This window comes from Crocosphaera sp. XPORK-15E, from assembly GCF_034931425.1.
Lineage (GTDB): Bacteria > Cyanobacteriota > Cyanobacteriia > Cyanobacteriales > Microcystaceae > UHCC-0190.
The window spans coordinates 196,321-222,554 of the sequence record NZ_JAYGHQ010000001.1 but is presented as its reverse complement, the minus strand read 5'-3'; the positions used below and the strand labels follow the sequence as shown (position 1 = coordinate 222,554).

The window sequence follows — 26,234 nt, the reverse complement described above, 5'->3', positions numbered from 1 at the left end:
TCACTATCAGTTTATTTGATTCTTTCAATAATTGACTAAATTCTTTACAAAAATTAATGTTTTTAAAGATATTATAGGTGATTTTATTATAATTATTTTCAAAGAATTATTGAAGCAATTGACAGTTAATGTTAAGCTATTGTTAAATATGTCCCCCTTTGTGATTCTCAACGACGTTATCATTTATGTCATCTTCCCAAGTATTTGAACAAACAATTATTATTAATGCAAGTGCCACAATTGTTGAACGTTGTATCATCGATCTAGATTTAATGCACCGCTGGTTAAACCCTGTATTAAAATGTGAACCGATCAGAGAATGGAGTACAGAAATTGGGGGGAGAAGTCGTTTTATTATTAAAATTCCTCTAATTAATCCTACTCTAATTAGTAATGTTATTGAACGTGAACCAGGTTTAATTGTTTGGCAATTTAATGGGTTTTTTAAAGGACGCGATCGCTGGGAATGTCAACCGACATCCCAGGGAACAAAATTAATTAATCGATTTCAATTTGAAATTCCTAATCCCTTAATTAGTTGGGGATTTAATCAATTTGCAGCCCCTTGGACAAAAAGCGATATGAAAGCACAATTAAGACGATTAAAACAGGTAGCTGAAGAACTTTATCAGCTAGAATGTTCCTAGTTATCTGAGGATGAAAGATTGAGTAAGGGTTCAATCGTATTAAGCAAAACTTTAGGAAGAATTGGCTTTCCTAAATACGCATTTGCGCCTAATTCTTGTCCTTTTTGTCGATGATGTTGGCCAGTACGAGACGTGGCCATAACAACAGGAATGTTTGACCAACTTTCATGAGAGCGAATTTTTTCTAGTAATTCAAACCCATTAAGTCGAGGCATTTCAATATCAGAAATAATCAAATCTATTCTACCTTGATGAAGTTGCAATTTTTCTAATGCTTCTTGTCCATCTCGACAAACAATAATATTAAACCCTAATTGATCGAGAATTCTTTCTAATAAACGTCGGGTAGCTACTGAGTCTTCAGCGATTAAAATTGTTTGATAATTTTTGGAAATTACTGGGGAGTTATTCTGTATTTCTAAGGGGTTTTTTAGACGAGATGAAACAGTAAATGCTTGAGGTAAAATTACTGGAACAATTTCCCCACCACCTAAAATTGTACAACCGACTAAATAGCTAGGAATAGCAACAGTATCATCAAAAGGTTTAACAATTAATTGCTCCTCACTAATTAAGGTATCTACTGTCACCATTAAAGGACTGCTAGAACTTTCTAAAACAAGACCTATTTGAGATTTAATAGAGCATTCATTAGCTTTATAATCCGATAATAATTCAGACAAATGAATGACTGGAATCGATTGATTACGCCATTTTATCATGGGAGAATCTGTATCTAACCAAAGGAAATCAGATACAGGAATTGTTTCTAAAACACTAGAAGTTGGAATGGCTAAAAGACGATGTTGCCACTGCACTAAAAATAAGGAAATAAAGCTTAAATTCAGGGGTATTTTTAAGGTAAATGTTGTTCCCTGTCCTGGATTATTTGTAACATCAATCGTTCCCCTTAGTCTTTGAATTTTATTGCGAACAAGATCTAAACCAACCCCTCGGCCTGATAACTCGCTAACTGTTTCTACTGTTGAAAAATTAGGCTGAAAAATCAACTTTAGGATAGTTTCTGCATCGAGTTGATCGAAGGTCATTTTTGAAGAAACTAAACCTTTATTTTTAGCTCTTTGATAAACTTTATAGACATCAATTCCTTGTCCATCATCACTCAAATTGATTTCCAATTGATGATTATCTATACTGGCTTTGAGAACAATTTTAGCTGTTTCTGACTTATGGTGAGATAATCGTTCTGATACAGATTCTATGCCATGATCAAAAGCATTATTAATTAAATGAGTTAAGGGGTTTTGTAATTGTTCTAATAAAACTTGATCAATTAAGACATTTTCGCCTTGAATTGAGAAGTCAACTAATTTATTATATCGACGATTAAGGGATTGAATTTGGGGAATAAATCTTTTGGCTATCAGTCCAAAGGGAACCAGTCTGGACTCTGTAAGATTGGTATAAAGAGCATCAAGATTACTGTCAACTGTATCTAAATTATCAGAAAAATCTTGATTAATTAAATTCAGATCTGCATGATTTTCTTGAACTTGAAGCATTAATTCTTGAAAGCTTTGTAAGCTGCTATGAATTTCTGTATAACTATCTAATTCTAATGAATCAAAATTTTGATCGGAACTTAATGAAATAGCAACAGGAGTGATAGCTAATTGATTATAAAAAGTTTGTACTTGCTCTTGAATGGGTTCAAGTTGACGAGAAATTTGTCTGATTTTTCGAGTAACTTGAGCTAACTGTTGTTGTCGAAGACGTAGCCTTTCTCTGGTGACTAATAATTCTTCAACTTGATTCGTCATTGTCTCCAATTTTCCCAAAGGAATTCGTAATTGAGAAGCAGAAATTGATTCTTCTTCAATGACATTTGTGGGCGTATTTTGCAAGAAGTTTATTTCATCTTGCAAACTTAATTCTTCTGATTTTAAAATCATTGTTTCTTTGACAAGAATATCATCAATTTCCTGATTAAAGTCAGACAATAAAGATATATTTTCATTTTCTAAAGACATTTCATCAAGGGGAACAACTTCTGAAAATAAATTATGATAATCCATTCGGAATTCAATGATTATCTGTTTGACAATTTCTAAAATGTAAAGGGAGGAAACTTTATCTAAAATGTGTTCTAATGGTTCAATTGTTTCTAAAAGCCAAGGAAGATCTAAGGTTTCTCCTAAGAGCAAACATTCATTATAGAAATTAATTAAACTCTCCTTAATTTCTTCTGGTGAATCTTGAGGAGATAATTGCTCAATTCGAGAAAAACAAGCCTCTAGATCCTGTTCTAAAGCTAATTTAAGAAAAGAGCTTTTATCAACAATTTGTTGAATATCTTGTGTCCCATTTATTTGAGCAGGTAAAGTCAAAAAATCCCCTAATCTTTGTAATAATTGAGGGTCAGTAAAAACTTCTTGAACAGTGCGGGCTTTATTTAATAAAAATGCCACTTCATTAACGATCCATTCTAACAACATCCAGCCTTCTTCATTGTTATAATTGGGTTGTCTTTTAAGCACTTCAAGTAGATCTTCTAACTGATGAGCTAATTCTCTTAAAGTTGACAATTGAGCAATTCCTGCACCTCCTTTTAAAGAATGAGCGGCTCTTAATAATTGGTCAAAATCAGCATTTTTATTGCCCTTTTTGATCTCTTGTTCTAAAATGTATAAATATTCAGAAGACTCTTCATCTAAAAAGCACTGACGGGCTTCTTGAGTCATAGCTGCAAGGGTGATTTCATCTAACTCAAAATTCATATTTTTTACCTATTTTAATGGGAATAATAACCAAAAATTAATTAAGACTGCAAACGAAACTGAGCAACAGAAGCTTGTAGAACTGTAATTTTTTCTACTAAACTCTGAAGAGAAGTCACCATATTTTCAGCTTGGATAGAAGTCTGTTGAGAAATCATAGCAACTCCTTTAATTTTGTGATTAATTTGTTGAGAAGCATGGGTTTGAGCCGTAGTATTACTGGTAATATTCTGCAAATATTCATCAATATGTTCGCTAGTAATTGCTAAACTTTGAAGAATTTCTTGAGTTTGGCGAATCAATTGGGTTCCAGTGACTACTTCGGCGGTACTATTTTCCATATCTTCTAACACTTTCGATGTGTCTTCTTGAATGGTTTCAACCAGATGTTGAATATCTTGAGTTGCATCTGTTACTTTCACTGCTAAACGACTTACTTCTTCAGCAACTGCACGAAATCCATCTCCATGTTCTCCAGCACGGGCCGCTTCAATAGACGCATTAAAAGCTAAGACATTTGTCTTTTCAGAAATTGAAGAAATAATGGTGACAATTTGGGAAATTTCTTGAGAAGATTCTGCTAATTGTTTCAGTTTTTTAGCTGTTCCTGCCACCGATGAACGAATTTTTTGAATACTATTAACTGTATGGAGCATAGCAATATCACCTTCTTGTGCTTGTTGGCGCACAACTTGAGCAATTTTGGCGGCTTCTTGGGTAGAATTTGCCACATTTTGAATCGAAGTATTAATATCAGCAACATCTTGAAAAACCTGATTAATTTCTTGTGCTTGATTAATAGCTGCCTGAGAAAGATTCTGAATTTCTGTTTCTTCTTCTAAGACAAGATAATTCACTTGAGAAGACACCATTTGCACTTGAGAAACTAATTGACGAAGACTGCGAATTGTGGTGTTAAAAGCATCAGCAACGGAACCGACAACCCCCTCAGTTACTTTAGCTTCAACAGTTAAATTTCCTTTCTGTGCTTCTTCAATATCTAAGAGCATTTGGATAACTTCTTGTTGAAGATTTTCTCTCGCTTTCCGTTGTTTTTCTGCCTCAGCTTCTTGTTGTTGAGCATAGTTAGCTAATTCTGCTTCAGAAGTAACAATACTATCAGCCATAGTATTAAAAGTATTGGCTAATTCTCCCATTTCGTCATTGGCAAAGTTTTCTGCTCTTATCTGACGATTACCTGAAGAAAATTCTGCGGTTATTTGTCTTAATTTTTTCAGGGGATTAAGAACGGCTTTTCCTAATAATTTAGCTAAAATAATACTAACACATATTGCCAATAATGCACTGATAGTTTGAAGTCCTAAACTCTGCATAATTAAACTATTTAAAGCATAATGAGAAGTTCCTCTTAGTAATACTCCAATCGGTTCACCCACTGCATTAAATAATGCTTTAGCTGCGATTGTATATTGTTGATTATCAATACTAATATTACCAGTTATCACTTTTCCTTGAGCATCAATTGCTTTTTGAAGTAACTTATTATTGGGTAAGATGGGATTTTCTCTGAGCTTTCCTTGAGGGCTGATCAATTGAGATGTTGCTAAACTAAAATTACCATTTTCTTTGTATAAATAAACCCCACTATAACCACTATTAAAAGCAGTTACTGTATTGTTAACAATTGGCGGTTTAACAATATCTCCAGAGATTAAAGCTCCAACAATCTCCGCTTTTCCATTCCTAACTGGAGTGATTGTATAACGAATTAAAAAATTAGGTTTACTGCTAGGATCTAGACCAAGATCTTGGGCAAGCATTTTGGCAAAATAATCATTTTCTTTGGCTAATTCGTCATAAGAAATACTTTCTGTTATTTTACTTTGTCTTCCTGATTTTAAAGCTTGAGTTACTAATCCTTGGGGGTCAAATGAACGTTGATTAACCTTAATATTTCCTGTTGCAATTGTCATCCCTTGGCGATTAACTAAGGTAGAAAATTCTATTTTTTGCTTCCAAATTTCATTGGCTAAAATATTAAGAACTGTCCCATCAGCTTTTCCTTTTTCTGCTGCTTCTATAATGGCAACATTATTAGCTTGACCATTAAATGAAAGCTCCATCTGATCTAATTTTAAGTTATAATTGATTTCAGCAACTTTTAATTCAGATTTAGCTTGGTTTATCAGTTGAAATTGCCCATTAGTAACAATTAAAATACTGCCAACTCCAACTAATCCAACAATTGCTACGATTTCTGATGTCAATAAAACAGCTAACTGTTTTGTTTGAATTGGTAGGTCATAAAATCTCTTTAATAGGCGTTGATAAAATGGGATAGTCTTGATTGTTTTTAAGGAACTATTTTCAGTAATATGCTCTGTATCACTAACTAAGCTTTTGCTTTCCTTCAGGGTTTCTAATGCCTTTTCTGCTATAGCTTTATAAGTGCCATTTTTATCGGTTTTAATGACTTCTTGATAAAGAGATATTGCCCCAATAATATCTCCTGATTTTTCTAAATTACTGGCAGATAAAATTTTATTAAGGCAGTCATCAGTATTGGTAATCTTAGATGAATCTAAAGTGTCAGCATTGAGGGATTCTTTGGAAGAAGAAGACGAAAATTTGTGAAAATCTAGCATAATTGGTATCCATTTTTTGCGATATATGTTGCTAAGAATTTAAGAAAAATAGCAAGATTAAAGTTTAAAAATTGCCATTATTGATTAATGGGTGTTTGCAGCACTTGAAACATCATGTCAGGATCTACAATACCAATTGGGGTATGATTTTCAACAATTATCTTTTTGAAAAAAGATTGACATTGCCAAAGTAAATGATCAGATGATAATGACTCTGATTTCGTCTTTAAAGTTAAAACTCCTTGCAATTTTTTGACCACTAAAGCAACTTTTTTACGAGTTCCTGTAATAGAGGATTTTAAAATGATTGCTGTTAAGGATTTTTGGAAACTACAAAAGTCAGATTCTAGGTTTAAAAACCGATGAGTATCTAATATCCATAGCAATGATCCTTGATGATTAATAACCCCTAATAAACTAGGAGAAACCCCAGGAACAAAACAGATATTATCTGGGTTAATTCGTATCACTGTGCCAATATTTTCTAAAGGTAGTGCTAACTGTACAGACTGGGATAATTCAACTCCAAAATAATCTTGTTTCATGATGTTACTTAAGCCTGAACATAATGGGAAACAGTATTAATTAAATGCTGAGGAGCAAAAGGTTTAGTAATATAGTCATTACCCCCTTGGCGTAAAGCCCAAAACCGATCAAATTCTTCTGATTTTGAGCTACAAAATACAATAGGAATATTCTTCCAATTGGGATTATTACGAATTTTTCGACAAAGTTCTAAACCTGTTTCTTCAGGCATAATAATGTCTAACAAAATTAAATCAGGAAAAGCATTATTTTCTAGCCATTCCCAAGCATATTTTGCATTGGAAGCGACGGCTGTTGTGAATCCTGCATGGGTTAATAATGCAGAAATTAATTTTCTTTCGGAATGAACATCTTCAACGACTAAAATGGTTTTCATGAAATTACCTCTTTAACAAAAAAACTCAGTAAAATACTAACTATCTTGATTACTCTAATTCCTTATTAAAGTATATTTATTCATATTTTGCCTCGGTATATTGACTGATTTTTGAGGTGCTAAACTCTGAATAACTTCAATTAATTCTTTGGGGTCACAGGGTTTCGTTAAGTAGTGATCGACTCCAATTAATTTAGCTCTAACTCGATCAATAATTCCTTCTCTCCCTGTTAACATTATGATAGGAATTTCTCGTAATTTACTTGATTTTTGCAAAATTTGGCAGAGTTCATAGCCATTAATTTGAGGCATATTAATATCCATTAAAATTAAAACAGGTTGATAACGTCCTAATGTTGTTAAACACAAGGTTGGATCTGTTAAACTCAAGGTTTTATAACCAGCAAACTCAAGAGTTTTTTGAATATGTCGCTGTACAGTACGACTATCATCAATACAAGCAACAATAGGAGTAGATGATGATTTTTTTTTGGTTTGAATTGATGAGGGTTGACTTTGATGATTTAAAGAATCATTGTCATTGCTAGAAAAGGGTAAAATATCAATAATATTTTCTTGCAAAAGCTCATGAAAATCTTCCAAAAAAGTCAACGGTAAAATCCCTCTTTCCTTTGCTAATTCATAAATACACTTCTTTTGTGCAAAATTAAGCAACCAAAAAGAAATTCGGGGAATTTGATGCTGTTTTGATATCTTCTGCTGTCTCCAAAACTGATAAAATTTACAAGTTTTATCAGGATGAAGATAAAGTCGATTAAAGGGAGTAATGGAATTAATCGATAATTGTTGCCAAGCTTGACTTCTGATATTAGCACTTTCTAAAATTGTCTCCCAAGAAAAATTAATCATGGGAGAGAGAATTTGATGATCTGGTAAAAATTCAATGATCGGTTTCTCGATAGTTAAAACTTGAGCTAAAGCTTCCTCAGTAAATTGAAAAAGAAGATGTTTTAATTGAGAGAAAGGTAATTGTTTTGACTGCCACCAATGGGTTATTCTTTCATAGTCTGCTACCTCAAATAATGAGGTTGGAGGTGTAAAATCTCGAATATAATAATGCCAAAGACAAACTAATCTCTCTTTTTGGCCAATTCTACTGGTTGCATAGTGTAAAGTATTTCCCTTAAAATACAATTCCCAGGTGATAGAATGATCTTCGGGATGAGTAACTCTTAAACAACCTGAATGATTACCTGATTTTATAAGTCTTTGTAACCATTCGGTTTTAGAAGGCAGACTCTTTATCATAAAATTTGAAAGAAAAGAAGAGAACAACTTATGGGTTAGTTATACTCTACAAAAATTAAGCGATAAGTTACATCATTATATTTCTGTAAATTTATCTAAGTGTATTTATCCTTTTCCTTAAATTTTCTGATTGACTAAATAAGATATTTATGCTGATAATAATAGATACTGAAATAAGAAAATAATTTAACTTAAAATTAACCTTTATTTAACTTATATTTAACATTTTTGTGCATAAAAATGCTGTATCTATTCATTACTTGATCAGGTTATTTTGCTCAATAAATTTTAAAAGTTCCTCGTTTCATTTGTTCTCTTTCAATAGCTTCAAATAAAGCTCTAAAATTACCTTCACCAAATCCTTTAGCTTGTTTTCTTCGTTCAATTATTTCAAAAAAGAAGGTCGGTTTTTCAAAAATTGGTTTTGTAAAAATTTGGAGTAATAGAGGAATCTCTAAGTTATTATTGCTCAAGTTTTTCTCTTGATCTAACAAGATATTTTGTTTAATTATATTGTGCCATTCATCGATAGAAAAATTCAAAATTAATTGTTTATTAAATAAACTATCATAATAAGTCTTTGGCACATTTAAAAATTTGAGTCCTGCTAAACGTAATTGAGCAGTTACTTGAATAATTTTATTAGTTCTTAAGGCAATATGTTGAATACCTGCGCCATTATTAACCTCTAAAAACTCTTGAATTTGAGAATTATTAGATAAGGGTTCATTAATGGGTATCTTCAGATCACTCATGGGGTGAACCATGACTTGAGAATATAAACCAGACTGTGGGGTTTCAATGGTAAAGGTCTGCTTTTTTTCAAATCCTAATACATTTTCATACCAATTAGCGGTAGTTTGTAACTCTCCAGATGCTACATTTAAAACGACATGATCAATGGCTAAAAAATCATTTTGCTGAGGTAATATGTCACAATTTTCTTTGAGAGAATAATCAGGGAGAATGGGGGTTTTTCCCTGACGTTCAATCAAGGTATGAACTAACCCAGAATGACTAATAATCTGACTCCATTTTAAAGCTCCTTGGGGTAACTTTTGCTCTTGAATTGGTTGTTGAATAATGCCACTATGACCCTTTACTCGTTCCATAATAGCAGCTAAATTATTCACCCTGAGAGCGACATCAGCAACCCCAGAAGGATGTTTTTGTAAAAATTGAGCGACGGGACTACTCTTTAATAAAGCAGAAGAAAGGATAAAAATGATTGAATTAGCCTTGTTGCAACTGCCCACAATTTCTGTATGAGTGTGTTCATTTTGCCCTGTTGCAATGGACTGAAACCCCATTACATTGATAAACCAATTTTTCCATTGATTCCCATCTTTGACGTAAAAATGAACATGGTCGATACGCATATAAATTATAGATTTACAGATTTGTTAAAGTTAAGTGTGAGAGGAGGGAAGCCCCAACTATACTGCTTGCAGTTAGTTGGGTAGGATGTCACAATTTTTGCTACTAGATAGCTAGACTAAATTATCTAACCCATCTATCACTTTAGCGGAAATGATTTTATCCTTGTCTGTGATAGTTTCCAACACCTCTTTACCATCAACCACATAGCCAAAGACAGAATAACGACCATCCATTAAGTTAAAGCCAGGAGGCGTTAATTCATTATCAAACTTAAAGAAGAAAAATTGTGATGATCCGCCATTGGGATCTAAACTGGGACGGGCTAAAGCAACGGCCCCATAAGCATTAAATGGCAGGACTAAATCAGGTAAATAAATGCCCAAATCTTCAAGGGTTGTGCCATAAATTGGTTCTTGCTCCCCTCTTACTAAAATTTCTAAAGGAATTGCTCGATATTCTCCCGTTTTCGGGTCAATAAATCCGGCATCTTCTCCTGGGGGATCGCCCGCTTGTACGACAAAATCATCCCCTGAGCGAATAAAGGGTAAATCATCGTAGAAACCCCGTTGAACTAAGTCCACAAAGTTTCCCGCATTAATAGGCGCACTGTAACCATCTAGCACTAGGGTAAGATTACCTTTGGTGGTTTCAATTTCTACGGTAGCCCGTCCTTTTAACTGAGGTAAGTCAGCATATTCCCCAGGCACTTCAAAGGGGAACCCTTCTACCATCAAATCTTCAAGATCAGTAATTTGGTTGAGGATAACCCGTCGTTTTGACCCAACCGCTTCCCTCTCTTTATTATCTACCGCCTCTTGAAGTTCTGTAACACCTGTTTTAATGTTTTCCAGGAGAATTTTTGCTTGGGGTTGGCGATCGCTCGGAACGCTTTCCAGAATTTGCCCAGTCCGTAAGGTTAATAAAAACGAAGCCGTCTTTACATCTTTTTCAATGGGTGGCCAACGCTTACCCCGAAGATGATTAGAAATATCTTCGATCGCCGCTTGTACTTTACGAATAGGTTCGTTATCAATGGGTAAGGCATAGCGCAAAATAGCATTGGGGTCAGTGATGGCGTTTCCCTGAGCTAAAACGCTAATTAACATCGAATTTGCGTTTTGTTGGCTCCAGGTTGCCCCACACAAACTAATAGATAGGGTCATGACGATGAGCATGACCATACTTCTTTTCCACAAATATTCAACTTTTGTGGAGATTTGGGACCAAAAACTTTGTTTTAGTTTCATTTTTACTCGATAACACTTTAACTGTATTTAAGTCTATGACGCAATTTTACCAGTCCCACCGTTAAGCTGACACTCTTGGCTTGATTTGTAACATTACTTTTTGTAAAGAAACTAAAGATTTACTTGACTTTTGGGACGAATTTGGTTCCTTCATAAGCCATAGTCGGTCAAGAATTGGCCTAATTTTAATTATTGTTAAGCGTCCCTAACAGAAAAGAAGATAAAGACTTATCATCTACTATTGATGCTTTGGCTTGGAACCGAATAAAAACCGGCAAATCAAGTGCAATCAAAAGAGAAGCAAAAGCTCCTATTTTTGCCCATCTTCTATTACAATGTCCTCAATAGGAAAACCCTAAAGTTTATTGTCCAGAGAGGAGAACCCTCATGACAAAAGGTCCTGAGGCGAAAGCTAAGGTTATGGTAGATAGTGATCCCGTCCCAACTTCCTTTGAGAAGTGGGGGCAACCCGGACACTTCGACAGAACCCTCGCTAGAGGCCCAAAAACCACCACCTGGATTTGGAACCTTCACGCCGACGCACACGATTTTGATAGTCAAACCAGTGATTTAGAAGATGTCTCGCGGAAAATTTTCAGCGCGCACTTCGGTCATTTAGCCGTTATCTTTGTCTGGCTGAGCGGCATGTATTATCATGGCGCAAAGTTTTCTAATTACGAATCTTGGTTAGCGAACCCCACCGCCATCAAACCCAGCGCACAAGTGGTTTGGCCCATTGTTGGTCAAGGCATTTTAAATGGGGATATGGGAGGTGGCTTCCACGGAATTCAGATCACCTCTGGTCTGTTTTATCTGTGGAGAGCTTCAGGCTTTACCAATAGCTACCAGCTATACTGCACTGCCATTGGTGGGTTAGTGATGGCTGGCCTGATGCTGTTTGCTGGATGGTTCCATTACCACAAAAAAGCTCCCAAGCTGGAATGGTTCCAAAATGTAGAATCCATGATGAACCACCATTTATCCGTTCTTCTGGGCTGTGGCTCATTAGGATGGGCTGGTCATCAAATTCACGTTTCTATGCCCATCAATAAACTCTTAGATGCGGGGATCGCTCCGAAAGACATCCCTTTGCCCCATGAGTTTATTCTGGAACCCAGCAAAATGGCAGAACTGTACCCCAGTTTTGCTCAAGGGCTGACCCCCTTCTTTACCCTAAATTGGGCAGCTTATTCTGACTTCCTGACCTTTAAGGGTGGCTTAAACCCCGTTACAGGAGGTCTGTGGCTATCCGACCAAGCGCATCACCATTTGGCGATCGCAGTCTTGTTCATCATTGCTGGTCATATGTACCGCACCAACTGGGGCATTGGCCATAGCATGAAGGAAATTCTAGAGGCACATAAGGGCCCCTTCACTGGAGAAGGTCACAAAGGATTATATGAAATCCTGACCACCTCTTGGCACGCTCAGTTAGCGATTAACTTGGCAATGTTAGGGTCATTAAGCATCATTGTGGCGCACCATATGTATGCTATGCCTCCCTATCCTTACCAGGCGATCGACTACGGAACCCAGTTATCTCTGTTTACTCACCATGTTTGGATTGGTGGCTTCTTGATCGTCGGTGCGGGAGCGCACGGGGCAATCTTTATGGTTCGGGATTATGATCCCGCCAAGAACGTCAACAACCTGCTGGATCGGATGCTTCGTCATCGAGATGCTATTATTTCCCATCTCAACTGGGTCTGTATTTTCCTCGGCTTCCATAGCTTCGGACTATACGTCCACAATGACACGATGCGAGCCTTCGGTCGTCCCCAAGATATGTTCTCGGACACGGGGATTCAATTGCAGCCTATCTTTGCTCAGTGGGTACAGAATATTCACACCCTGGCTCCTGGTGGCACTGCGCCCCATGCTCTAGCAACGACTAGTTATGCCTTTGGTGGCGAAACCATTGCGATAGCTGGCAAAGTAGCGATGATGCCTATTAGCCTGGGTACGGCTGATTTCATGGTTCACCATATCCATGCTTTCACCATCCACGTAACCGTCCTAATTCTCCTGAAAGGGGTACTTTACGCCCGTAACTCTCGTCTCGTTCCTGACAAGAGTGAACTAGGCTTCCGCTTCCCCTGTGATGGCCCTGGACGGGGTGGTACCTGTCAAGTTTCTGGTTGGGATCATGTCTTCCTAGGCTTGTTCTGGATGTACAATTCCCTATCCATTGTGATTTTCCACTTCAGTTGGAAGATGCAGTCTGATGTTTGGGGAACCGTTGACCCTGATGGTACGGTTAGTCACGTAACCGGGGGTAACTTTGCTCAAAGTGCCATTACCATTAACGGTTGGTTACGGGACTTCCTCTGGGCGCAAGCAGCCAATGTGATTAACTCCTATGGCTCGGCTTTATCGGCTTATGGCATCATGTTCTTAGCCGGTCACTTCATCTTCGCCTTCAGTTTGATGTTCCTGTTCAGCGGTCGCGGCTACTGGCAAGAACTGATCGAGTCTATTGTTTGGGCTCATAACAAGTTGAACGTTGCACCTGCTATTCAACCTCGCGCTCTGAGTATTATTCAGGGTCGGGCTGTGGGTGTCACTCACTACCTGTTAGGAGGAATTGTTACCACTTGGGCCTTCTTCCTGGCACGAAGCCTATCGATTGGCTAATCTAGGGGAAAAGGACAAATTTTCTTTGTCCTTTATCCTCTAGCTTTAAAATAAAGACGGCATCTTAGCCGTTTTTCCCCTCCTGTAGTCTGTTGGCTACAAGGAATAATGACATCAGGAAATGAGCAGCAATTCTGCATGAGCCTCATTGTTTTAGAGAGGAGAATTTCCTAAAAAGCTATGGCAACTAAATTTCCCAAATTTAGCCAGGACCTCGCTCAAGATCCCACTACCCGTCGGATCTGGTACGGGATAGCTACGGCCCACGATTTTGAAACCCATGATGGAATGACTGAGGAGAATCTTTATCAAAAGATTTTTGCTTCTCATTTCGGTCACATCGCCATCATCTTTCTGTGGACCTCCGGCACCCTCTTCCACGTAGCCTGGCAAGGTAACTTCGAGCAGTGGATTAAAGATCCCCTCAACATCCGTCCTATCGCCCATGCGATCTGGGACCCTCAATTTGGTCAAGGCGCAATTGATGCCTTTACTCAAGCAGGTGCTTCCTATCCAGTTAACATCTCCTATTCTGGGGTTTACCACTGGTTCTATACCATCGGCATGACAACCAATGGAGAACTTTATCAAGGGTCTATTTTCCTCTTGATTCTTTCTTCCTTGTTCCTGTTCGCTGGCTGGTTACACTTACAACCTAAGTTCCGTCCTAATTTAGCTTGGTTCAAAAATGCTGAATCTCGCCTCAATCACCACTTAGCTGGTTTGTTTGGGGTTAGCTCCTTAGCTTGGACTGGTCACTTGGTTCACGTTGCCATCCCCGAATCTCGCGGACAGCACGTCGGTTGGGATAACTTCCTGTCTACTCCCCCTCATCCTGCTGGGTTATTACCCTTCTTTACCGGAAATTGGGGAGTTTACGCTCAAAATCCTGATACGGCTGGTCATGTATTTGGCACGTCTCAAGGAGCAGGAACCGCTATCTTAACCTTCTTAGGTGGCTTCCATCCTCAAACCGAGTCCTTGTGGCTGACGGATATTGCCCATCACCATTTGGCGATCGCGGTAATCTTCATCATTGCGGGCCATATGTACCGCACCAACTGGGGCATTGGTCACAGCATCAAGGAAATCTTGAATGCTCACAGACCTCCCAGTGGCAAATTGGGTGACGGTCATAAGAATATGTATGACACCGTTAACAACTCTCTCCACTTCCAACTCGGTTTAGCGTTGGCTTGTTTAGGGGTTGTGACTTCCTTGGTGGCACAACATATGTATTCTTTGCCCTCCTACGCCTTTATTGCGAAGGATTACACCACCCAAGCGGCTCTTTATACCCATCACCAGTACATTGCTGGATTCTTGATGGTAGGGGCATTTGCTCACGGCGCAATCTTCTTTGTTCGTGATTATGACCCCGAAGCTAACAAAAATAATGTGTTAGCCCGGATGTTGGAGCATAAAGAAGCAATTATCTCCCATTTAAGTTGGGTGTCTTTGTTCCTTGGTTTCCACACCCTAGGGTTATATGTCCACAATGATGTGGTTGTGGCTTTCGGTACTCCTGAGAAGCAAATCTTAATTGAGCCTGTGTTTGCTCAATGGATTCAAGCGGCTCATGGTAAAGCGTTATATGGATTTGACGTACTTTTGTCTAATCCTGACAGTATCGCTACTACTGCCTATCCCAACTATGCCAATGTTTGGTTACCTGGCTGGTTAGATGCCATTAACAGTGGTGCTAACTCCCTGTTCTTAACCATTGGCCCTGGTGACTTCTTAGTTCACCATGCGATCGCCCTTGGTTTACATACCACTACCTTAATCTTGGTTAAGGGTGCTTTAGATGCACGGGGATCTAAATTGATGCCCGATAAGAAAGACTTCGGTTATGCCTTCCCTTGTGATGGCCCTGGCCGCGGTGGTACTTGTGATATTTCCGCTTGGGATTCTTTCTACCTGGCTATGTTCTGGATGCTCAACACTTTAGGATGGTTAACATTCTACTGGCACTGGAAACATCTAGGAGTTTGGTCTGGTAACGTTGCTCAGTTCAACGAAAACTCGACCTACTTAATGGGTTGGTTCCGGGATTATCTCTGGGCAAACTCTGCTCAGTTAATTAACGGTTATAACCCCTACGGTACTAATAACTTATCAGTCTGGGCCTGGATGTTCCTGTTTGGACACCTGGTTTGGGCAACTGGGTTTATGTTCCTCATCTCTTGGCGTGGTTATTGGCAAGAGTTGATCGAAACCATTGTATGGGCCCACGAACGCACACCTCTAGCTAACTTAGTTCGCTGGAAAGACAAACCTGTTGCTCTTTCTATCGTTCAAGCTCGTGTGGTTGGTTTAGCTCACTTTACGGTGGGTTATATCCTGACTTATGCGGCGTTCCTTATTGCTTCAACTGCGGGCAAGTTTGGTTAACTCTAAACCCCTCATGTTAGGTTAATAAAATAAATAAATCCCCTATCTTCCGGTAGGGGATTTTTGTTTGTATAAAGCCTATTCAAGAATTATTTTCTGTCCTAGAAATGGAAAGTTGCTGATAGGAATGGGCCATTAAGATTCTCCTCAAACCCAAAGTCACCATTATCGCTACTATTCCTATAATCAATCTCATAGAAACGATAACCTAATTGTAATGAAATTTGTCGATGAACCCACCAATCAACCCCAAACAATAAATTCCAACTAATATCTGTTTCTCCTGCTAGTCCAAACCCTGACGCATCTCCTCTTAACCAAAAAGTAACAGGATCAGATATTTGTACCCCGAATTTTCCTCCTAGTAATGGTTCAAACCACGTTCTATCTCTTGTAAAATTTTGTTGAACAGTTCCCTGAATATTAACTAAGGAACTCGATAGCTGAAAATTCGTAATTGTTTCAATATCAATGCTAATATCATTGAGACGAACTCCGGCGATCGGTTGAAACCAAATCAGAGGAAAATTGCGATTAGAAGGTTGATCCGGTAATTCATGGGAAGGAAGATCTCCAATATGATAACTAAGAGCAAAATCATAGATCCCTTGATCAAATTGTAAACTTGCTCTAGTGTCTGCATTAAGTTGTTGGGGTTCTTGATTTGCTTGAAATTCCTCAAATTTCTGAATAGCTTGAATTTCTCTGTCTAGTAAAGCTTTTGCTTCCTCAATTTTTGCTTCGAGATTTTGTAATTGCTCTTTATCTTGTTGTAATTTTTCTCTGTCTTGTTGTAATCTTTCCTTATCTTGTTGTAATTGTTCCTTTTTATCTCGAAGTTCCCTCACTTGCTGACCAAATTGTTCTAAATTGTCTCGCGTCTGAGTTAATTTTTCTCGTAATCCTCTTAAATCTGTTAGTCTATTTAATTCTTTAATTTTAGTATTTAATTCTTCTAAATCATCAAGTATAGGTAAGTCTTTAATTCTGAGAGAAATAATTCTTTTTAATTCTTCATTGTTGAGATTTAATTCTTGTAACTCGTCAATCTTTAGACCTATATCTTGTAAATCCTCAACCTTAAGAGCGATTACTTCTAATCTTTGACCATCTTTAACAATAATTTCTTTAAACGCCTGAAGATTCGATTCTAATTCCCGTAATCTCTGAACGTCTTCGGTGACAATTCCTCTAAAATCTTGAAGTCTTTGGTCTAAATTTTGGAATGTTCCATTATCTCGTAATTCTTCAATGTTTCTTGCTGCTTGAACTTCTCGATCAAGCACATTAACTACTTCTTGAACTTTACTATTAACACTTCTATTTAACAAAAAATTCAACGTATTAATAGGATTAGGAGTTCTTGAACGTTCTATTGAAAGATTCCCAATGTCTTGTAAACTAGCAAAATAACCATCAACAATAAATCCCCAACGGCCTTTCCAACCTTCAAAACGACCACTTGCGGTCACTCGTAAAGTGTCTAATAATTCTCCTAAACTGAGATGATAACTAACGGTTTTTCCCCTAGCTGAAACTGTTCCATAGGTATTGATAGGAACGGTTGCATAAGGTTGTAGTTTAAAATGCCATTGATCATCATCAGCAACCGTTTTAATAGAGATATTTGGTGATAATTCAGGGACAGTTTCTTGAACAATTAATGATGTTTCTGGTTCCTTTTTAACTGATTCTTGAGTATTCGGTACTCCCATTAAATCAGCCGCACAAGAACTGGTTGGTTCTATTTTAATTTCTTTATTATCATCAGAGGATATATTGGGTTTAGTAGTATTGGTTAAAGGAGTAAAATCAGGACAAGAAAAATTTGCTTGAACTTGTTGTAATTCAACTGTTTTATTAACTAACTTTTCTCCTGATATAGAATCAGGACTATTTGGATCTAGTTGATCAGTCAAACTTGAATTATCTTGAGAGTTTAAAACTGGTAAATCTGATAATTTATCAATTTCGGTTCCAGAAGGATTAGCTAATGCGTTTGGAGATAAAAAAGAAGCCCATAACATAAATCCCTGAAATACAATAACTAGAGGGGTAATTTGTGGTAATCGGTATTGAAGCATAATTTTTATGATGGTTGATTTTGTAATAATTAGGATAACAAAAAAAATGTGTGAGTACGGAAAGGTGAAAGAAGCAAATGTTTGATTTTTACTTAACTTAACTTATTGAATTTTCTTATTGCAATTCACCAATAACGAATGGGTAGATTCGGCTACCCACGCGATTCATTTCCCACTTATTTGACTATTTCTATGCTCGGTGGTTTCCATGTCCCTTTTCCAACTGGCAGAATCGAAGGGGGTGTTTCCTTCGGCCAGTAGAGACGCATCACCAGATAGATCTGTCCGTCTGGAGCAGGTAGCCAGTTAGATTCCTTATCTGCACCTGGCGAATCCTTCTGAATATACAACGTCAGTGAACCGTCGGCATTCTTTTTCATATTCGGCAACATGGGAGAATTGATCAGATAACGATTAATCGGGTTCTCGATCAATAATTGTGTCTTGCCGTCATACATTGTCACTGACCAAAAAGCATTGACAGGTGGATACGTCCCAGCAGGAAAGGTTAGTGTGTATTTGTGCTTGCTACCGTCGAGGGGCTGACCGTCAGCAAGTGTCCTTGTAAGGGGATAGGTTGCTTCAGCCGCCTCATTGCCGTAGATACCGCCCTGGGCCCCAGCAGCCCGTTTCAACCAATCACCATTAAAAAACCCTCGGTTACCAAAAAGATTTAACATTCCCCATCCATTAACGACTTCTTGCCCGTCCTCAAGGTATTGTTTGATCTTGGCTTCCCCTTCTTTCATGCCAAGAACGATTTGGGCTTTATGCTCAGGGGAAAGCTCCTTAAATTCAAATGTCTTATCGGGTCCAACGCCGATTTTTGCTAACTTTGCTCTAATTTCCTTCTCTTCGGGCCCGGGTGGGGCGAACTTTAAGGCGAAGTCGAGATATTCAAAGAAATTAGTTTTAGCTAACTCTTTATCAATTTTGGGGAAGTCAATCGTCGGTGCTGAGGGGGGTAGCGGTTGTTTAAGATAGGCCGAAAGAGGCTGTACTTTATAACCAGACTGAATTTTGACCACATTGGGCATATCTTCAGGGTTAAAAAGCTGAGTGCGATAACCCGCCAAGGAGAACTGGGTTGTAGATCGAAATACCTTTTTAATGCCAGGTGGTTTCTCCCCCTTCCAGTCGGGGCCAACAACCATGTAATCCCCCGCCTCATTGCCCGTGGCGCGATTACTGATATAACCATAAATGAACGTATTACCGTCTTCGAGTTGCACTGAGTGGTAACGATCTTTCTCAAAGGCGGGAACAGATAATACAATTGGCTCTGCTCGTAGGTCGAGCCAAGCAAAGGAATAGGGCGTATCGCTGTTGGCGGTGATGACAGCGGTGTCTTTGTAGGTAAAGACCCTCGCTTCATTCTTAATCTGGTTGAAAGGAGCTTTAAATTGCCCAGAGTTTTTGTCTACAGCGTATTCATACATCACAGCGTAATTCATCACGATGGGCAAGCCGTAGATAAATCCGGCTTCAGCGATCGCCTTAGTTTCTTCAAGACTGGGCATTTTAATATTCTCCATTTTTCGGTAAGTTTGTGATACTACCGTCTCAACTGTGGGAACTACAGAAATTGTCTGTGCTAGTACCAAGGAGGTTTGTCCGATTAGAGTACAAGCTAGAAGATAGGCTGTAGGTTTGATAGGATAATTCATCTCTAAATTTTAAGAGAATTTGTCCAGAAATAAACCATCATTATTACTTAATGAGGTGCATATTCATAACTTTTTGTTTTGCCTCCTTCTGACATCAAAATGTCACTTTAGAGTCAGGTACTCGAACCGAAAAATCACCGCATTGTAAGGCTAATTTAGTAGGGTTAGCTAAATCCGTTCCTCTGACTAATTGGGGATCAGCCGGACGGATTTGTCCGGGTTTTGTGCTTTCACAGATAATAGTAGTAATTTTGGGAGTTTGATTCGGGGTGATAAAAGCTCCTCCTACATAGGCTTTAAGCTGACCAGAAACCTTCGATTGAGCCGGAATAACATAACTGTAGGCTGCTTCTGAAGTCGTCCGAACGGCATAATCAAACGTAGGCGGTAAGGTCAGATCAAAATCTTTTTTTAGATCGTTAATGGGAGCGCGAAAATTACCATTTTTTTGATAATAAGTGCGCTGTGCTTCTGTCATTTTTGCAACAACTTGTAAGGCAACATTTTGATATTGATCAACTTCATCTTCCGCTTGAGTTGTTAAACTAAACCCCACTATGCTAGTCCCTAATAACAGAGTATAAATTAGCCCTTTTGTCTTAAAAAATTGAGTCATGTTTTGAATTAGACCTAAATTAATCATACTTCCTCACAATTTGTTTAAAAATTCAGTGATTTAACTATCACTCCAATAAAACTAACTAACCCAATTACTAACAATGCTACCCCAACAATTTCCGCACTGTAAGAAGTTTCGTAGGTATAGCGATCGCTTTCAATTTGTTTGAGTAACTTACGGTGTTCTCTTAACCCTAAAACCATCCCCAGCATTCCTGTACCAATAAAGGATAGTCCCACAATAACAGAAAATCTGACTGGGTTAAGATTATGACTAAGATGAGTATTTTCAATTGTCCTAACAATAGTGGGGATACCAAAACCAAAACCAATTAATGATAGAGATGTGCGTATCCAAGCCATTAAGGTGCGATCTGCGGCTGCGCGACTGCGATATTTAGCTAGTTCAGTACGATCTGCCGCTAAGTCATTGTTAGAAGGCTGTTTGGGAGTTTGACTCATAATCCATTACTTTTCCTGGAATAATTTGGCTAATTTGTGCTTATTAGACACCTCCAAAAACCTAGATTTGACGTTATTATTCAACAACAAGTATATTAACATTCGTTTGAGATTGTAAACAATTTGTTGGGTTTCGTCACCTCAACCCAACCTACAAGATCAGTGTTGCCGAAGGCACTGCGGAGCAGACTGTATTAATAAAAATCCCAAAAATCAGATAATTACGGTGAATAACAATCAACTTGGTGCGTTAATGAAATGTAACGCACCCTACAAGAGTATAGAGAAAGTTTAGCAATTTCTTGTAATGAAGGCAAAGAAGATTGAGCAATATTTTCATTAATAGTATCAATATTTAGCATTTTGATTACCCCTAAAATCTTCATTTACGCATTGTACAACAAATCTCGAACAAATAAATTTTCATCAAACAGTAATTTCATTGGGAATAATCATCAGATGGCGATCGCGGTCAGCAGCAAAAGCGAAACAGGCTTGTATATCTTCTAAGGTTAGATCGGGAAAATCGTCTAAAACTTCCTCAATAGTCATCCCTCCACCCAAATAGTCTAAAACATCATTAACGGTGATCCGAGTATTAATAATACAGGGCTTTCCGCTACGAATGGAGGGGTTAATTGTAATCCGTTGACGATAATTCATCGTTTTTTCCTCAATAAATTAACATAAGAAACTAATTTGCGATCGGCGGCTGCCCGACTACGATATTTAGCTAGTTCAGTACGATCTGAGGCTAAGTCATTGGTAGAAGGCTGTTTGGGAGTTTGACTCATAATCCATTAGTTTTTCTGCAATAATTCGGCTAATTTGCGCTTATTAGACACCTCCCAAAACCTAGATTTGACGTTATTATTCAACAACAAGTATATTAACGGTCCTCATAAATTCGGAAAGTCCCAACACCAAGATCTATCCCAGTTGGGTTATTGCCGGACGGAAAAGCTTTAACCGTAAACAGATAAGTCCCTGCTATAGAAGGATTCTGTGCTGCTATTAAGCTTATAGTAAAGTTGGTTCCTGGGGGAATGGGTGGCTCGAAAACAACTGAAATTGCCTTGGTTTGAGAATCCTGAGTCACACTTTTTAAGGTTAAGGCTTTACCACGATTATTTTCTGTTCCCTGAAACCCTTTAGTTTGATCAAGTTGAAAGTCAATGGCTGCGGAACTCTCGTTTGGCTCAACGGTCACTTTCCCCAGGGATTCAACCGAGTTCTTAGGTAAATTTATAGTAAACAAATAGGGAACATCAGGAACATTAATGTTGGTAAAAACTGAAGAGGCACTCGTTAAACTTGGCGGTTGTCCCGTAAAAAAAGTGTTATTTTCTGACAAAGGAAGATCTTGAGCGTGAATATCGGTAGCTAGGGAAATAGTGGACGAACCGAGAATCAAAGTTAGGCCAATTAAGGGGAAAATACGCATGATGACAAACCATTCATTATATTAATTGAAAGTAGTTATGGGACTAGATTAGTTTTCCTAGGATAATTCGGCTAATTTGCGCTTATGGTAGATGGAGTAGAGAACACCAAAAACAGCCCCCACCATCAAATAAACCACTATTGTCGGCATTACCTGCTTTTCTAGACCATTTAAAATGGCGATAAACAAAGCTAAACCAACATTACGAGCAATACAGGAAATCGCTAGGATCGACCTTTGATCTTCATCTGGACCCCCTAAAGCGTGTCCAATACCCAGAGAGACAATCACCATAATAGCGATCACAACTAATGGTAATCCCCAAAGTTTAGACAACAAAGGAACTCCCACAATACAGGCTAAAATAATTAATACTAAAAACAGACTATTAGCAATAAAAGTTAAAGGTTGGGCGATCACTACTGCATATTTAGCCCCAAATTTTTGCAGTAAAAGACCCAGACTAACGGGTAAAAATTGCACGATAGTAACTTGTTTAGCCACATCTAACATGGTTACTTTGTCGGGAATACTTTGAAATAGGATAGCAAAAATAGCTAAGGTCAGAGGGGTAATAACAACCGCAAGTAAAGCCAGAGTTAGCTGAAGACTAGCAGAGTTACGAAATCTGGCTCCCGCCATTTGGGTTCTTTTTGTGGTCAGAGGCGCACCTGGAGAGGCTGCTAACAAGACTAATCCTATCGTTACTCCCAAAGGTAAGTTAAACAGTTTCAGCAGTGCCACAACCACTAGGGGAACCAGCACAACAACTGCTAGAAGCGCACGAAATAGTAAAGCAGGTTTGCGCCAAAGGGAGAGCATTTTTTCTAAAGACAAATTGATCCCCATAGCTAACATCAGGGAAAAAATTGTAACTTTAACGATTATTACCAATAAAGGATGGTTCATGAGTTAAATGCGAAGATTTGCTTCCAATCATTCTTCATGCTGATTACGAACCAGCCTTGTTTTTTTTGGCTCAGTATTTTGGAATTGAGAGGAAAAGATTTCTATCCTTGGCGAATAGTTCCCTTTTCCTTTATTCTCTCTAGAAAAGTTGACTTTTAACGGCTTCCTGCACCGCTTTGCAGTTTCTCTAATACTTGGTCAATAGTGAAACTCGCTGCTTTTTGACGAGGGGGAAACTCTACAAATGTCTGCAAGAAATCTCCTACAATTTTCTGGGCAGGTAAAAACAGATAAATATGATCGAGAACCCAATCCCAATAAGTATTAGAAGTTATATCTGCCCGTTCGTAGGGGTCAGTGCGGAGGTTAAACAATTTGGGAAAACGCAGAGTAACTAAGGGTTCTTGCCAGATGCGGAGGGTTCCTTGTACTCGTTGCTCCATAAAGATAAATTTCCAGTTATCATAGCGCATTGCCATGAGGTCGCCATCATCAGAAAAGTAGAAAAATTCGACACGGGGACTCTTTTCCACTTCTCCCTTAAAGTAGGGTAAAAGGTTATAACCATCGAGATGAACTTTAAAGTTTTTTTCTCCTGTTTGATATCCTTTAAGCAATTTTTCTTTGATGTCTGGTTCCCCTGCTGCTGCCAATAATGTCGGCAACCAGTCCAAATTACTAACAATTTCATTAGATACCGTACCTGGTTTAATTACCCCAGGCCAACGAACAAAACAGGGAACCCTGAATGCACCTTCCCAGTTAGAATCTTTTTCATTACGAAAGGGAGTCATACCACCATCAGGCCAAGAGTTCATGTGAGGGCCATTGTCAGTGCCATAAATGACAATAGTATTGTCCGCAATGCCCATATCATCCAGCTTTTGGAGCAAAGCCCCGACAAGTTTATCATGGTCGATCATGACATCATGATATTCTGATTGCCAACGTCCCGACTGCCCTAAACTCTCAGGTTTAGCATGGGTGCGGAAGTGCATATGAGAAGTGTTGAACCAGAGGAAAAAAGGATTATCTTCTGCTGCTTTGCGGTCTAACCATTCCGATGTTGCCTCAAAGACCTCATCATCGATGGTTTCCATGCGCTTTTTAGTCAGGGGGCCGGTGTCTTCAATACGACCATCAGAATATGAATGCAGTACGCCACGAGGGGCAAAGTGTTCTCGGAAATTGGGGAAATCTTTTTCAGGGGGATAATCCCGTAATTCCGGCTCTTCACAAGCGTTCAGGTGATACAAAAAGCCAAAAAATTCATCAAAACCATGTTGGGTAGGCAGAAATTTATCCTTATCCCCGAAATGGTTTTTACCAAATTGACCCGTAGCATAACCCAAGGGTTTTAATAATTCTGCTATGGTAGGATCTGCTGCCTGTAGTCCGATATCTGCCCCCGGCATTCCTACCTTGCTCAAACCTGTGCGAAAAACCGATTGCCCCGTCATAAAAGCAGATCGCCCGGCGGTGCAACTCTGCTCGCCGTAGTAGTCAGTAAATAGCATTCCTTCTTCGGCAATGCGATCAATATTCGGCGTGCGGTAGCCCATCATCCCCTTAGTAAAAATACTCAGGTTGGCAGTACCGATATCATCGCCCCAAATTACTACAATGTTGGGTTTTGTCGTGGTCATTTTTGAGTTCTCCTGATTTAAAGCTTAAATAATCTTGATCTGCCATAGCATAGCATTTAAGGGGATTATCGACAATACATAAAGGTGCGTAAGGTGCGTTACATTTCATTAATGCACCCTACAAGATCGGCGATCAAACTAGCTATTGTTGAGGAATTAATTTAATTAAACTTCTTAAAGTAGCATTAACAGATTCCGAATTAGGAAAATATTTTTTGACATCAGGATCAAGAATGATTACATCATTTTGCGATGGAAAATGTTCGATAGTTTTTGTGCCATCTTCATAATGGATAGTAACACTATGACCTTCTCGATACTGTTGATAATATTTGCCGCGAACAGGATTTTTAAGTTGACTTAAATCATATTCTTCTCGTAAATTATCTTCTAATTCATCTTGGATTTTATCGCTCATAATATCTCTTTTCTTTTGGTGTAACTAATCTTGCACTAATTAAACGAATTTTATTATTACGATCTGTATAAGAAACAAATAGAAATTTACCTTGATCTGATAAACCTATTATAAGATAGCGATTCTCCCCTGTAGAATGGTCAGGATCATCGAAATTTATAGATAAGGGATCATCAAATACTGTGGATGCTTCTTCAAAAGAAATACCATGTTTTGTTTGATTTGCTTTAGCTTTCTTCTCATCCCATTCAAACTCTAGTTTCAAGTCATTTTCACTTGGCGAGATTTAACCACCTTACATTGTAGCATAAAAAATTCCCTATAATGATTCTAAAGCTCAAAGTTTTTTTACTTATCAAAGAAACCCATGACTAAACTGTTACTTCTATTCTCTCCTTATCAAATCCGCATTTAATGTTTGTTCTGAGGTGGTTGGGTTTCGTTACCTCAACCCAACCTACAAGATCCGCGATCGCACTACACTCGTCAGCGATCGTACTGGATGGTGTTGACAAAAAGTAACGTAGTTATGATAATGTAGCTACACTGGGAGGGTAAAATTGAAGTGGACATGGGACGATAAAAAGAATCGGACAAACAAACGCGATCACGGCTTGAGCTTTGAAGCCGCTCAATATGTTTTTGCTGATCCTCTCGCTGTCAGCCGTCCCGATTCATACCCAGACGAAGAACGCTGGCAGACTATCGGACTGATCGGTCAACTGACCGTATTTGTTGTGCATACTTGGCCGGAGTCTGATTCAGTGACAGGAGAAGAAATGGGACGAATTATTAGCGCACGTAGGGCAACAACTCATGAAAGGAGGGCTTATGAAGAAGGAACATTCTAATCCAGTGCCACCAGAGATACAGGCTGAAATTGACGATCTCGCAGCCTCACAAGAGCCGATCCGCACAGACCTGATCCCAGAAGCTATGGGAGATTGGAGCAAGGCAAAGCGTGGGCTATTTTATCGCCCGATCAAAAAGCAGATCACTCTCCGTCTTGATGCCGACCTTATAGACTGGTTCAAAACCCACGCCAAACAAGGGGAAGGGTATCAGACTAGCATTAATCGCGCTCTGCGGGAATACGTGACACAGAAGAATAAATAAGGTGCGTTACATTTCATTAACGCACCCTACACT

At 38.5% G+C, this 26,234-nt stretch carries 24 protein-coding genes; 5 read left to right on the top strand and 19 right to left on the bottom strand.

Going from position 1 to position 26,234, the window contains the following annotated elements:
• Positions 1-185 precede the first annotated feature (185 nt).
• Entirely contained in the window at positions 186-647 is a 462-nt protein-coding gene (locus tag VB691_RS01090) for an SRPBCC family protein (RefSeq protein WP_323289607.1), read from the top strand.
• Here the strand turns inward: VB691_RS01090 and VB691_RS01085 are convergent.
• The 7 genes from VB691_RS01085 to VB691_RS01055 form a co-directional block, all read right to left on the bottom strand.
• On the bottom strand, positions 644-3,385 hold the full coding sequence (locus VB691_RS01085; protein ID WP_323289606.1) for a hybrid sensor histidine kinase/response regulator: 2,742 nt from the start codon (positions 3,383-3,385) through the stop codon (positions 644-646). The two genes, VB691_RS01090 and VB691_RS01085, sit on opposite strands and share 4 nt — an antisense overlap.
• Before the next feature lie 41 nt (positions 3,386-3,426).
• Positions 3,427-5,991, bottom strand: a complete 2,565-nt coding sequence (locus tag VB691_RS01080) for a methyl-accepting chemotaxis protein (RefSeq protein WP_323289605.1) — start codon at positions 5,989-5,991, stop codon at positions 3,427-3,429.
• Between the two features lie 77 nt (positions 5,992-6,068).
• Entirely contained in the window at positions 6,069-6,536 is a 468-nt protein-coding gene (locus VB691_RS01075; RefSeq protein ID WP_323289604.1) for a chemotaxis protein CheW, read from the bottom strand.
• Between the two features lie 8 nt (positions 6,537-6,544).
• Positions 6,545-6,913: a response regulator gene (locus tag VB691_RS01070; RefSeq protein ID WP_323289603.1), complete on the bottom strand. Its 369-nt coding sequence runs from the start codon at positions 6,911-6,913 to the stop codon at positions 6,545-6,547.
• Between the two features lie 54 nt (positions 6,914-6,967).
• Positions 6,968-8,182, bottom strand: coding sequence for a response regulator (locus tag VB691_RS01065; RefSeq protein WP_323289602.1), 1,215 nt, complete (start codon positions 8,180-8,182; stop codon positions 6,968-6,970).
• A 278-nt stretch (positions 8,183-8,460) separates the two neighbouring features.
• Positions 8,461-9,561 carry a 4-hydroxyphenylpyruvate dioxygenase gene (hppD, locus tag VB691_RS01060; protein ID WP_323289601.1) on the bottom strand — a complete coding sequence of 367 codons (1,101 nt, stop codon included), beginning with the start codon at positions 9,559-9,561 and terminating at the stop codon, positions 8,461-8,463.
• Between the two features lie 111 nt (positions 9,562-9,672).
• Positions 9,673-10,809: a peptidylprolyl isomerase gene (locus VB691_RS01055; RefSeq protein WP_323289600.1), complete on the bottom strand. Its 1,137-nt coding sequence runs from the start codon at positions 10,807-10,809 to the stop codon at positions 9,673-9,675.
• 387 nt (positions 10,810-11,196) lie between these two features.
• On the opposite strand from VB691_RS01055, the gene psaA reads away from it, so the two are divergent.
• A complete protein-coding gene (psaA, locus tag VB691_RS01050) occupies positions 11,197-13,443 on the top strand; it encodes a photosystem I core protein PsaA (RefSeq protein ID WP_323289599.1) in 2,247 nt (748 codons plus the stop codon).
• A gap of 180 nt (positions 13,444-13,623) precedes the next feature.
• On the top strand, positions 13,624-15,837 hold the full coding sequence (gene psaB / locus VB691_RS01045) for a photosystem I core protein PsaB (protein WP_323289598.1): 2,214 nt from the start codon (positions 13,624-13,626) through the stop codon (positions 15,835-15,837).
• 101 nt (positions 15,838-15,938) lie between these two features.
• On the opposite strand, the gene VB691_RS01040 is transcribed toward psaB, so the two are convergent.
• From VB691_RS01040 to VB691_RS00985, 12 genes are all read right to left on the bottom strand, one after another.
• Positions 15,939-17,921 carry a hypothetical protein gene (locus tag VB691_RS01040; protein ID WP_323289597.1) on the bottom strand — a complete coding sequence of 661 codons (1,983 nt, stop codon included), beginning with the start codon at positions 17,919-17,921 and terminating at the stop codon, positions 15,939-15,941.
• Positions 17,922-18,097: 176 nt separating this feature from the next.
• On the bottom strand, positions 18,098-19,441 hold the full coding sequence (locus VB691_RS01035; protein ID WP_323289596.1) for a DUF1254 domain-containing protein: 1,344 nt from the start codon (positions 19,439-19,441) through the stop codon (positions 18,098-18,100).
• A gap of 241 nt (positions 19,442-19,682) precedes the next feature.
• Positions 19,683-20,204, bottom strand: coding sequence for a type IV pilin-like G/H family protein (locus VB691_RS01030; RefSeq protein WP_323289595.1), 522 nt, complete (start codon positions 20,202-20,204; stop codon positions 19,683-19,685).
• 44 nt (positions 20,205-20,248) lie between these two features.
• Positions 20,249-20,668 carry a YidH family protein gene (locus tag VB691_RS01025; RefSeq protein WP_323289594.1) on the bottom strand — a complete coding sequence of 140 codons (420 nt, stop codon included), beginning with the start codon at positions 20,666-20,668 and terminating at the stop codon, positions 20,249-20,251.
• 426 nt (positions 20,669-21,094) lie between these two features.
• On the bottom strand, positions 21,095-21,331 hold the full coding sequence (locus tag VB691_RS01020) for a DUF433 domain-containing protein (protein WP_002788903.1): 237 nt from the start codon (positions 21,329-21,331) through the stop codon (positions 21,095-21,097).
• Positions 21,328-21,462, bottom strand: coding sequence for a hypothetical protein (locus VB691_RS01015; RefSeq protein ID WP_323289593.1), 135 nt, complete (start codon positions 21,460-21,462; stop codon positions 21,328-21,330). The genes VB691_RS01020 and VB691_RS01015 overlap by 4 nt, the downstream gene beginning before the upstream one ends.
• 95 nt (positions 21,463-21,557) lie before the next feature.
• The gene (locus VB691_RS01010; RefSeq protein ID WP_323289592.1) at positions 21,558-22,112 is read right to left on the bottom strand and encodes a DUF2808 domain-containing protein; all 555 of its coding nucleotides are present in this window, start codon (positions 22,110-22,112) and stop codon (positions 21,558-21,560) included.
• Between the two features lie 57 nt (positions 22,113-22,169).
• The gene (locus tag VB691_RS01005; protein ID WP_323289591.1) at positions 22,170-23,021 is read right to left on the bottom strand and encodes a sodium dependent transporter; all 852 of its coding nucleotides are present in this window, start codon (positions 23,019-23,021) and stop codon (positions 22,170-22,172) included.
• A gap of 155 nt (positions 23,022-23,176) precedes the next feature.
• Positions 23,177-24,667, bottom strand: a complete 1,491-nt coding sequence (locus tag VB691_RS01000) for an arylsulfatase (RefSeq protein ID WP_323289590.1) — start codon at positions 24,665-24,667, stop codon at positions 23,177-23,179.
• The gene (locus tag VB691_RS00995) at positions 24,624-24,776 is read right to left on the bottom strand and encodes a hypothetical protein (RefSeq protein WP_323289589.1); all 153 of its coding nucleotides are present in this window, start codon (positions 24,774-24,776) and stop codon (positions 24,624-24,626) included. Before VB691_RS00995 ends, VB691_RS01000 begins: the two co-directional genes overlap by 44 nt.
• 33 nt (positions 24,777-24,809) lie before the next feature.
• Positions 24,810-25,085, bottom strand: coding sequence for a hypothetical protein (locus VB691_RS00990; protein ID WP_323289588.1), 276 nt, complete (start codon positions 25,083-25,085; stop codon positions 24,810-24,812).
• A complete protein-coding gene (locus VB691_RS00985) occupies positions 25,075-25,350 on the bottom strand; it encodes a BrnT family toxin (RefSeq protein ID WP_323289587.1) in 276 nt (91 codons plus the stop codon). Before VB691_RS00985 ends, VB691_RS00990 begins: the two co-directional genes overlap by 11 nt.
• Positions 25,351-25,699: 349 nt before the next feature.
• Between VB691_RS00985 and VB691_RS00980 the strand changes: the two genes are divergently transcribed.
• Positions 25,700-25,936, top strand: coding sequence for a BrnT family toxin (locus VB691_RS00980; RefSeq protein WP_416244529.1), 237 nt, complete (start codon positions 25,700-25,702; stop codon positions 25,934-25,936).
• Positions 25,917-26,201 (top strand): BrnA antitoxin family protein, encoded by a 285-nt coding sequence (locus tag VB691_RS00975; RefSeq protein ID WP_323289585.1) that lies wholly within the window; start codon positions 25,917-25,919, stop codon positions 26,199-26,201. Before VB691_RS00980 ends, VB691_RS00975 begins: the two co-directional genes overlap by 20 nt.
• Positions 26,202-26,234 lie beyond the last annotated feature (33 nt).

What these genes read in the sequence shown, in the direction of transcription:
- VB691_RS01080 (WP_323289605.1), bottom strand. Translation starts at nt 5,991, where the DNA reads ATGCTAGATTTTCACAAATTTTCGTCTTCTTCTTCCAAAGAATCCCTC.
- VB691_RS01015 (WP_323289593.1), bottom strand. Translation starts at nt 21,462, where the DNA reads ATGAGTCAAACTCCCAAACAGCCTTCTACCAATGACTTAGCCTCAGAT.
- hppD (WP_323289601.1), bottom strand. Translation starts at nt 9,561, where the DNA reads ATGCGTATCGACCATGTTCATTTTTACGTCAAAGATGGGAATCAATGG.
- VB691_RS01075 (WP_323289604.1), bottom strand. Translation starts at nt 6,536, where the DNA reads ATGAAACAAGATTATTTTGGAGTTGAATTATCCCAGTCTGTACAGTTA.
- psaB (WP_323289598.1), top strand. Translation starts at nt 13,624, where the DNA reads ATGGCAACTAAATTTCCCAAATTTAGCCAGGACCTCGCTCAAGATCCC.
- VB691_RS00995 (WP_323289589.1), bottom strand. Translation starts at nt 24,776, where the DNA reads ATGAAATGTAACGCACCTTACGCACCTTTATGTATTGTCGATAATCCC.
- VB691_RS01040 (WP_323289597.1), bottom strand. Translation starts at nt 17,921, where the DNA reads ATGCTTCAATACCGATTACCACAAATTACCCCTCTAGTTATTGTATTT.
- VB691_RS01005 (WP_323289591.1), bottom strand. Translation starts at nt 23,021, where the DNA reads ATGAACCATCCTTTATTGGTAATAATCGTTAAAGTTACAATTTTTTCC.
- VB691_RS01085 (WP_323289606.1), bottom strand. Translation starts at nt 3,385, where the DNA reads ATGAATTTTGAGTTAGATGAAATCACCCTTGCAGCTATGACTCAAGAA.
- VB691_RS00975 (WP_323289585.1), top strand. Translation starts at nt 25,917, where the DNA reads ATGAAGAAGGAACATTCTAATCCAGTGCCACCAGAGATACAGGCTGAA.
- VB691_RS01035 (WP_323289596.1), bottom strand. Translation starts at nt 19,441, where the DNA reads ATGCCCAGTCTTGAAGAAACTAAGGCGATCGCTGAAGCCGGATTTATC.
- VB691_RS01000 (WP_323289590.1), bottom strand. Translation starts at nt 24,667, where the DNA reads ATGACCACGACAAAACCCAACATTGTAGTAATTTGGGGCGATGATATC.
- VB691_RS01020 (WP_002788903.1), bottom strand. Translation starts at nt 21,331, where the DNA reads ATGAATTATCGTCAACGGATTACAATTAACCCCTCCATTCGTAGCGGA.
- psaA (WP_323289599.1), top strand. Translation starts at nt 11,197, where the DNA reads ATGACAAAAGGTCCTGAGGCGAAAGCTAAGGTTATGGTAGATAGTGAT.
- VB691_RS00990 (WP_323289588.1), bottom strand. Translation starts at nt 25,085, where the DNA reads ATGAGCGATAAAATCCAAGATGAATTAGAAGATAATTTACGAGAAGAA.
- VB691_RS01055 (WP_323289600.1), bottom strand. Translation starts at nt 10,809, where the DNA reads ATGAAACTAAAACAAAGTTTTTGGTCCCAAATCTCCACAAAAGTTGAA.
- VB691_RS01030 (WP_323289595.1), bottom strand. Translation starts at nt 20,204, where the DNA reads ATGACTCAATTTTTTAAGACAAAAGGGCTAATTTATACTCTGTTATTA.
- VB691_RS01090 (WP_323289607.1), top strand. Translation starts at nt 186, where the DNA reads ATGTCATCTTCCCAAGTATTTGAACAAACAATTATTATTAATGCAAGT.
- VB691_RS01065 (WP_323289602.1), bottom strand. Translation starts at nt 8,182, where the DNA reads ATGATAAAGAGTCTGCCTTCTAAAACCGAATGGTTACAAAGACTTATA.
- VB691_RS01010 (WP_323289592.1), bottom strand. Translation starts at nt 22,112, where the DNA reads ATGCGTATTTTCCCCTTAATTGGCCTAACTTTGATTCTCGGTTCGTCC.
- VB691_RS01025 (WP_323289594.1), bottom strand. Translation starts at nt 20,668, where the DNA reads ATGAGTCAAACTCCCAAACAGCCTTCTAACAATGACTTAGCGGCAGAT.
- VB691_RS01070 (WP_323289603.1), bottom strand. Translation starts at nt 6,913, where the DNA reads ATGAAAACCATTTTAGTCGTTGAAGATGTTCATTCCGAAAGAAAATTA.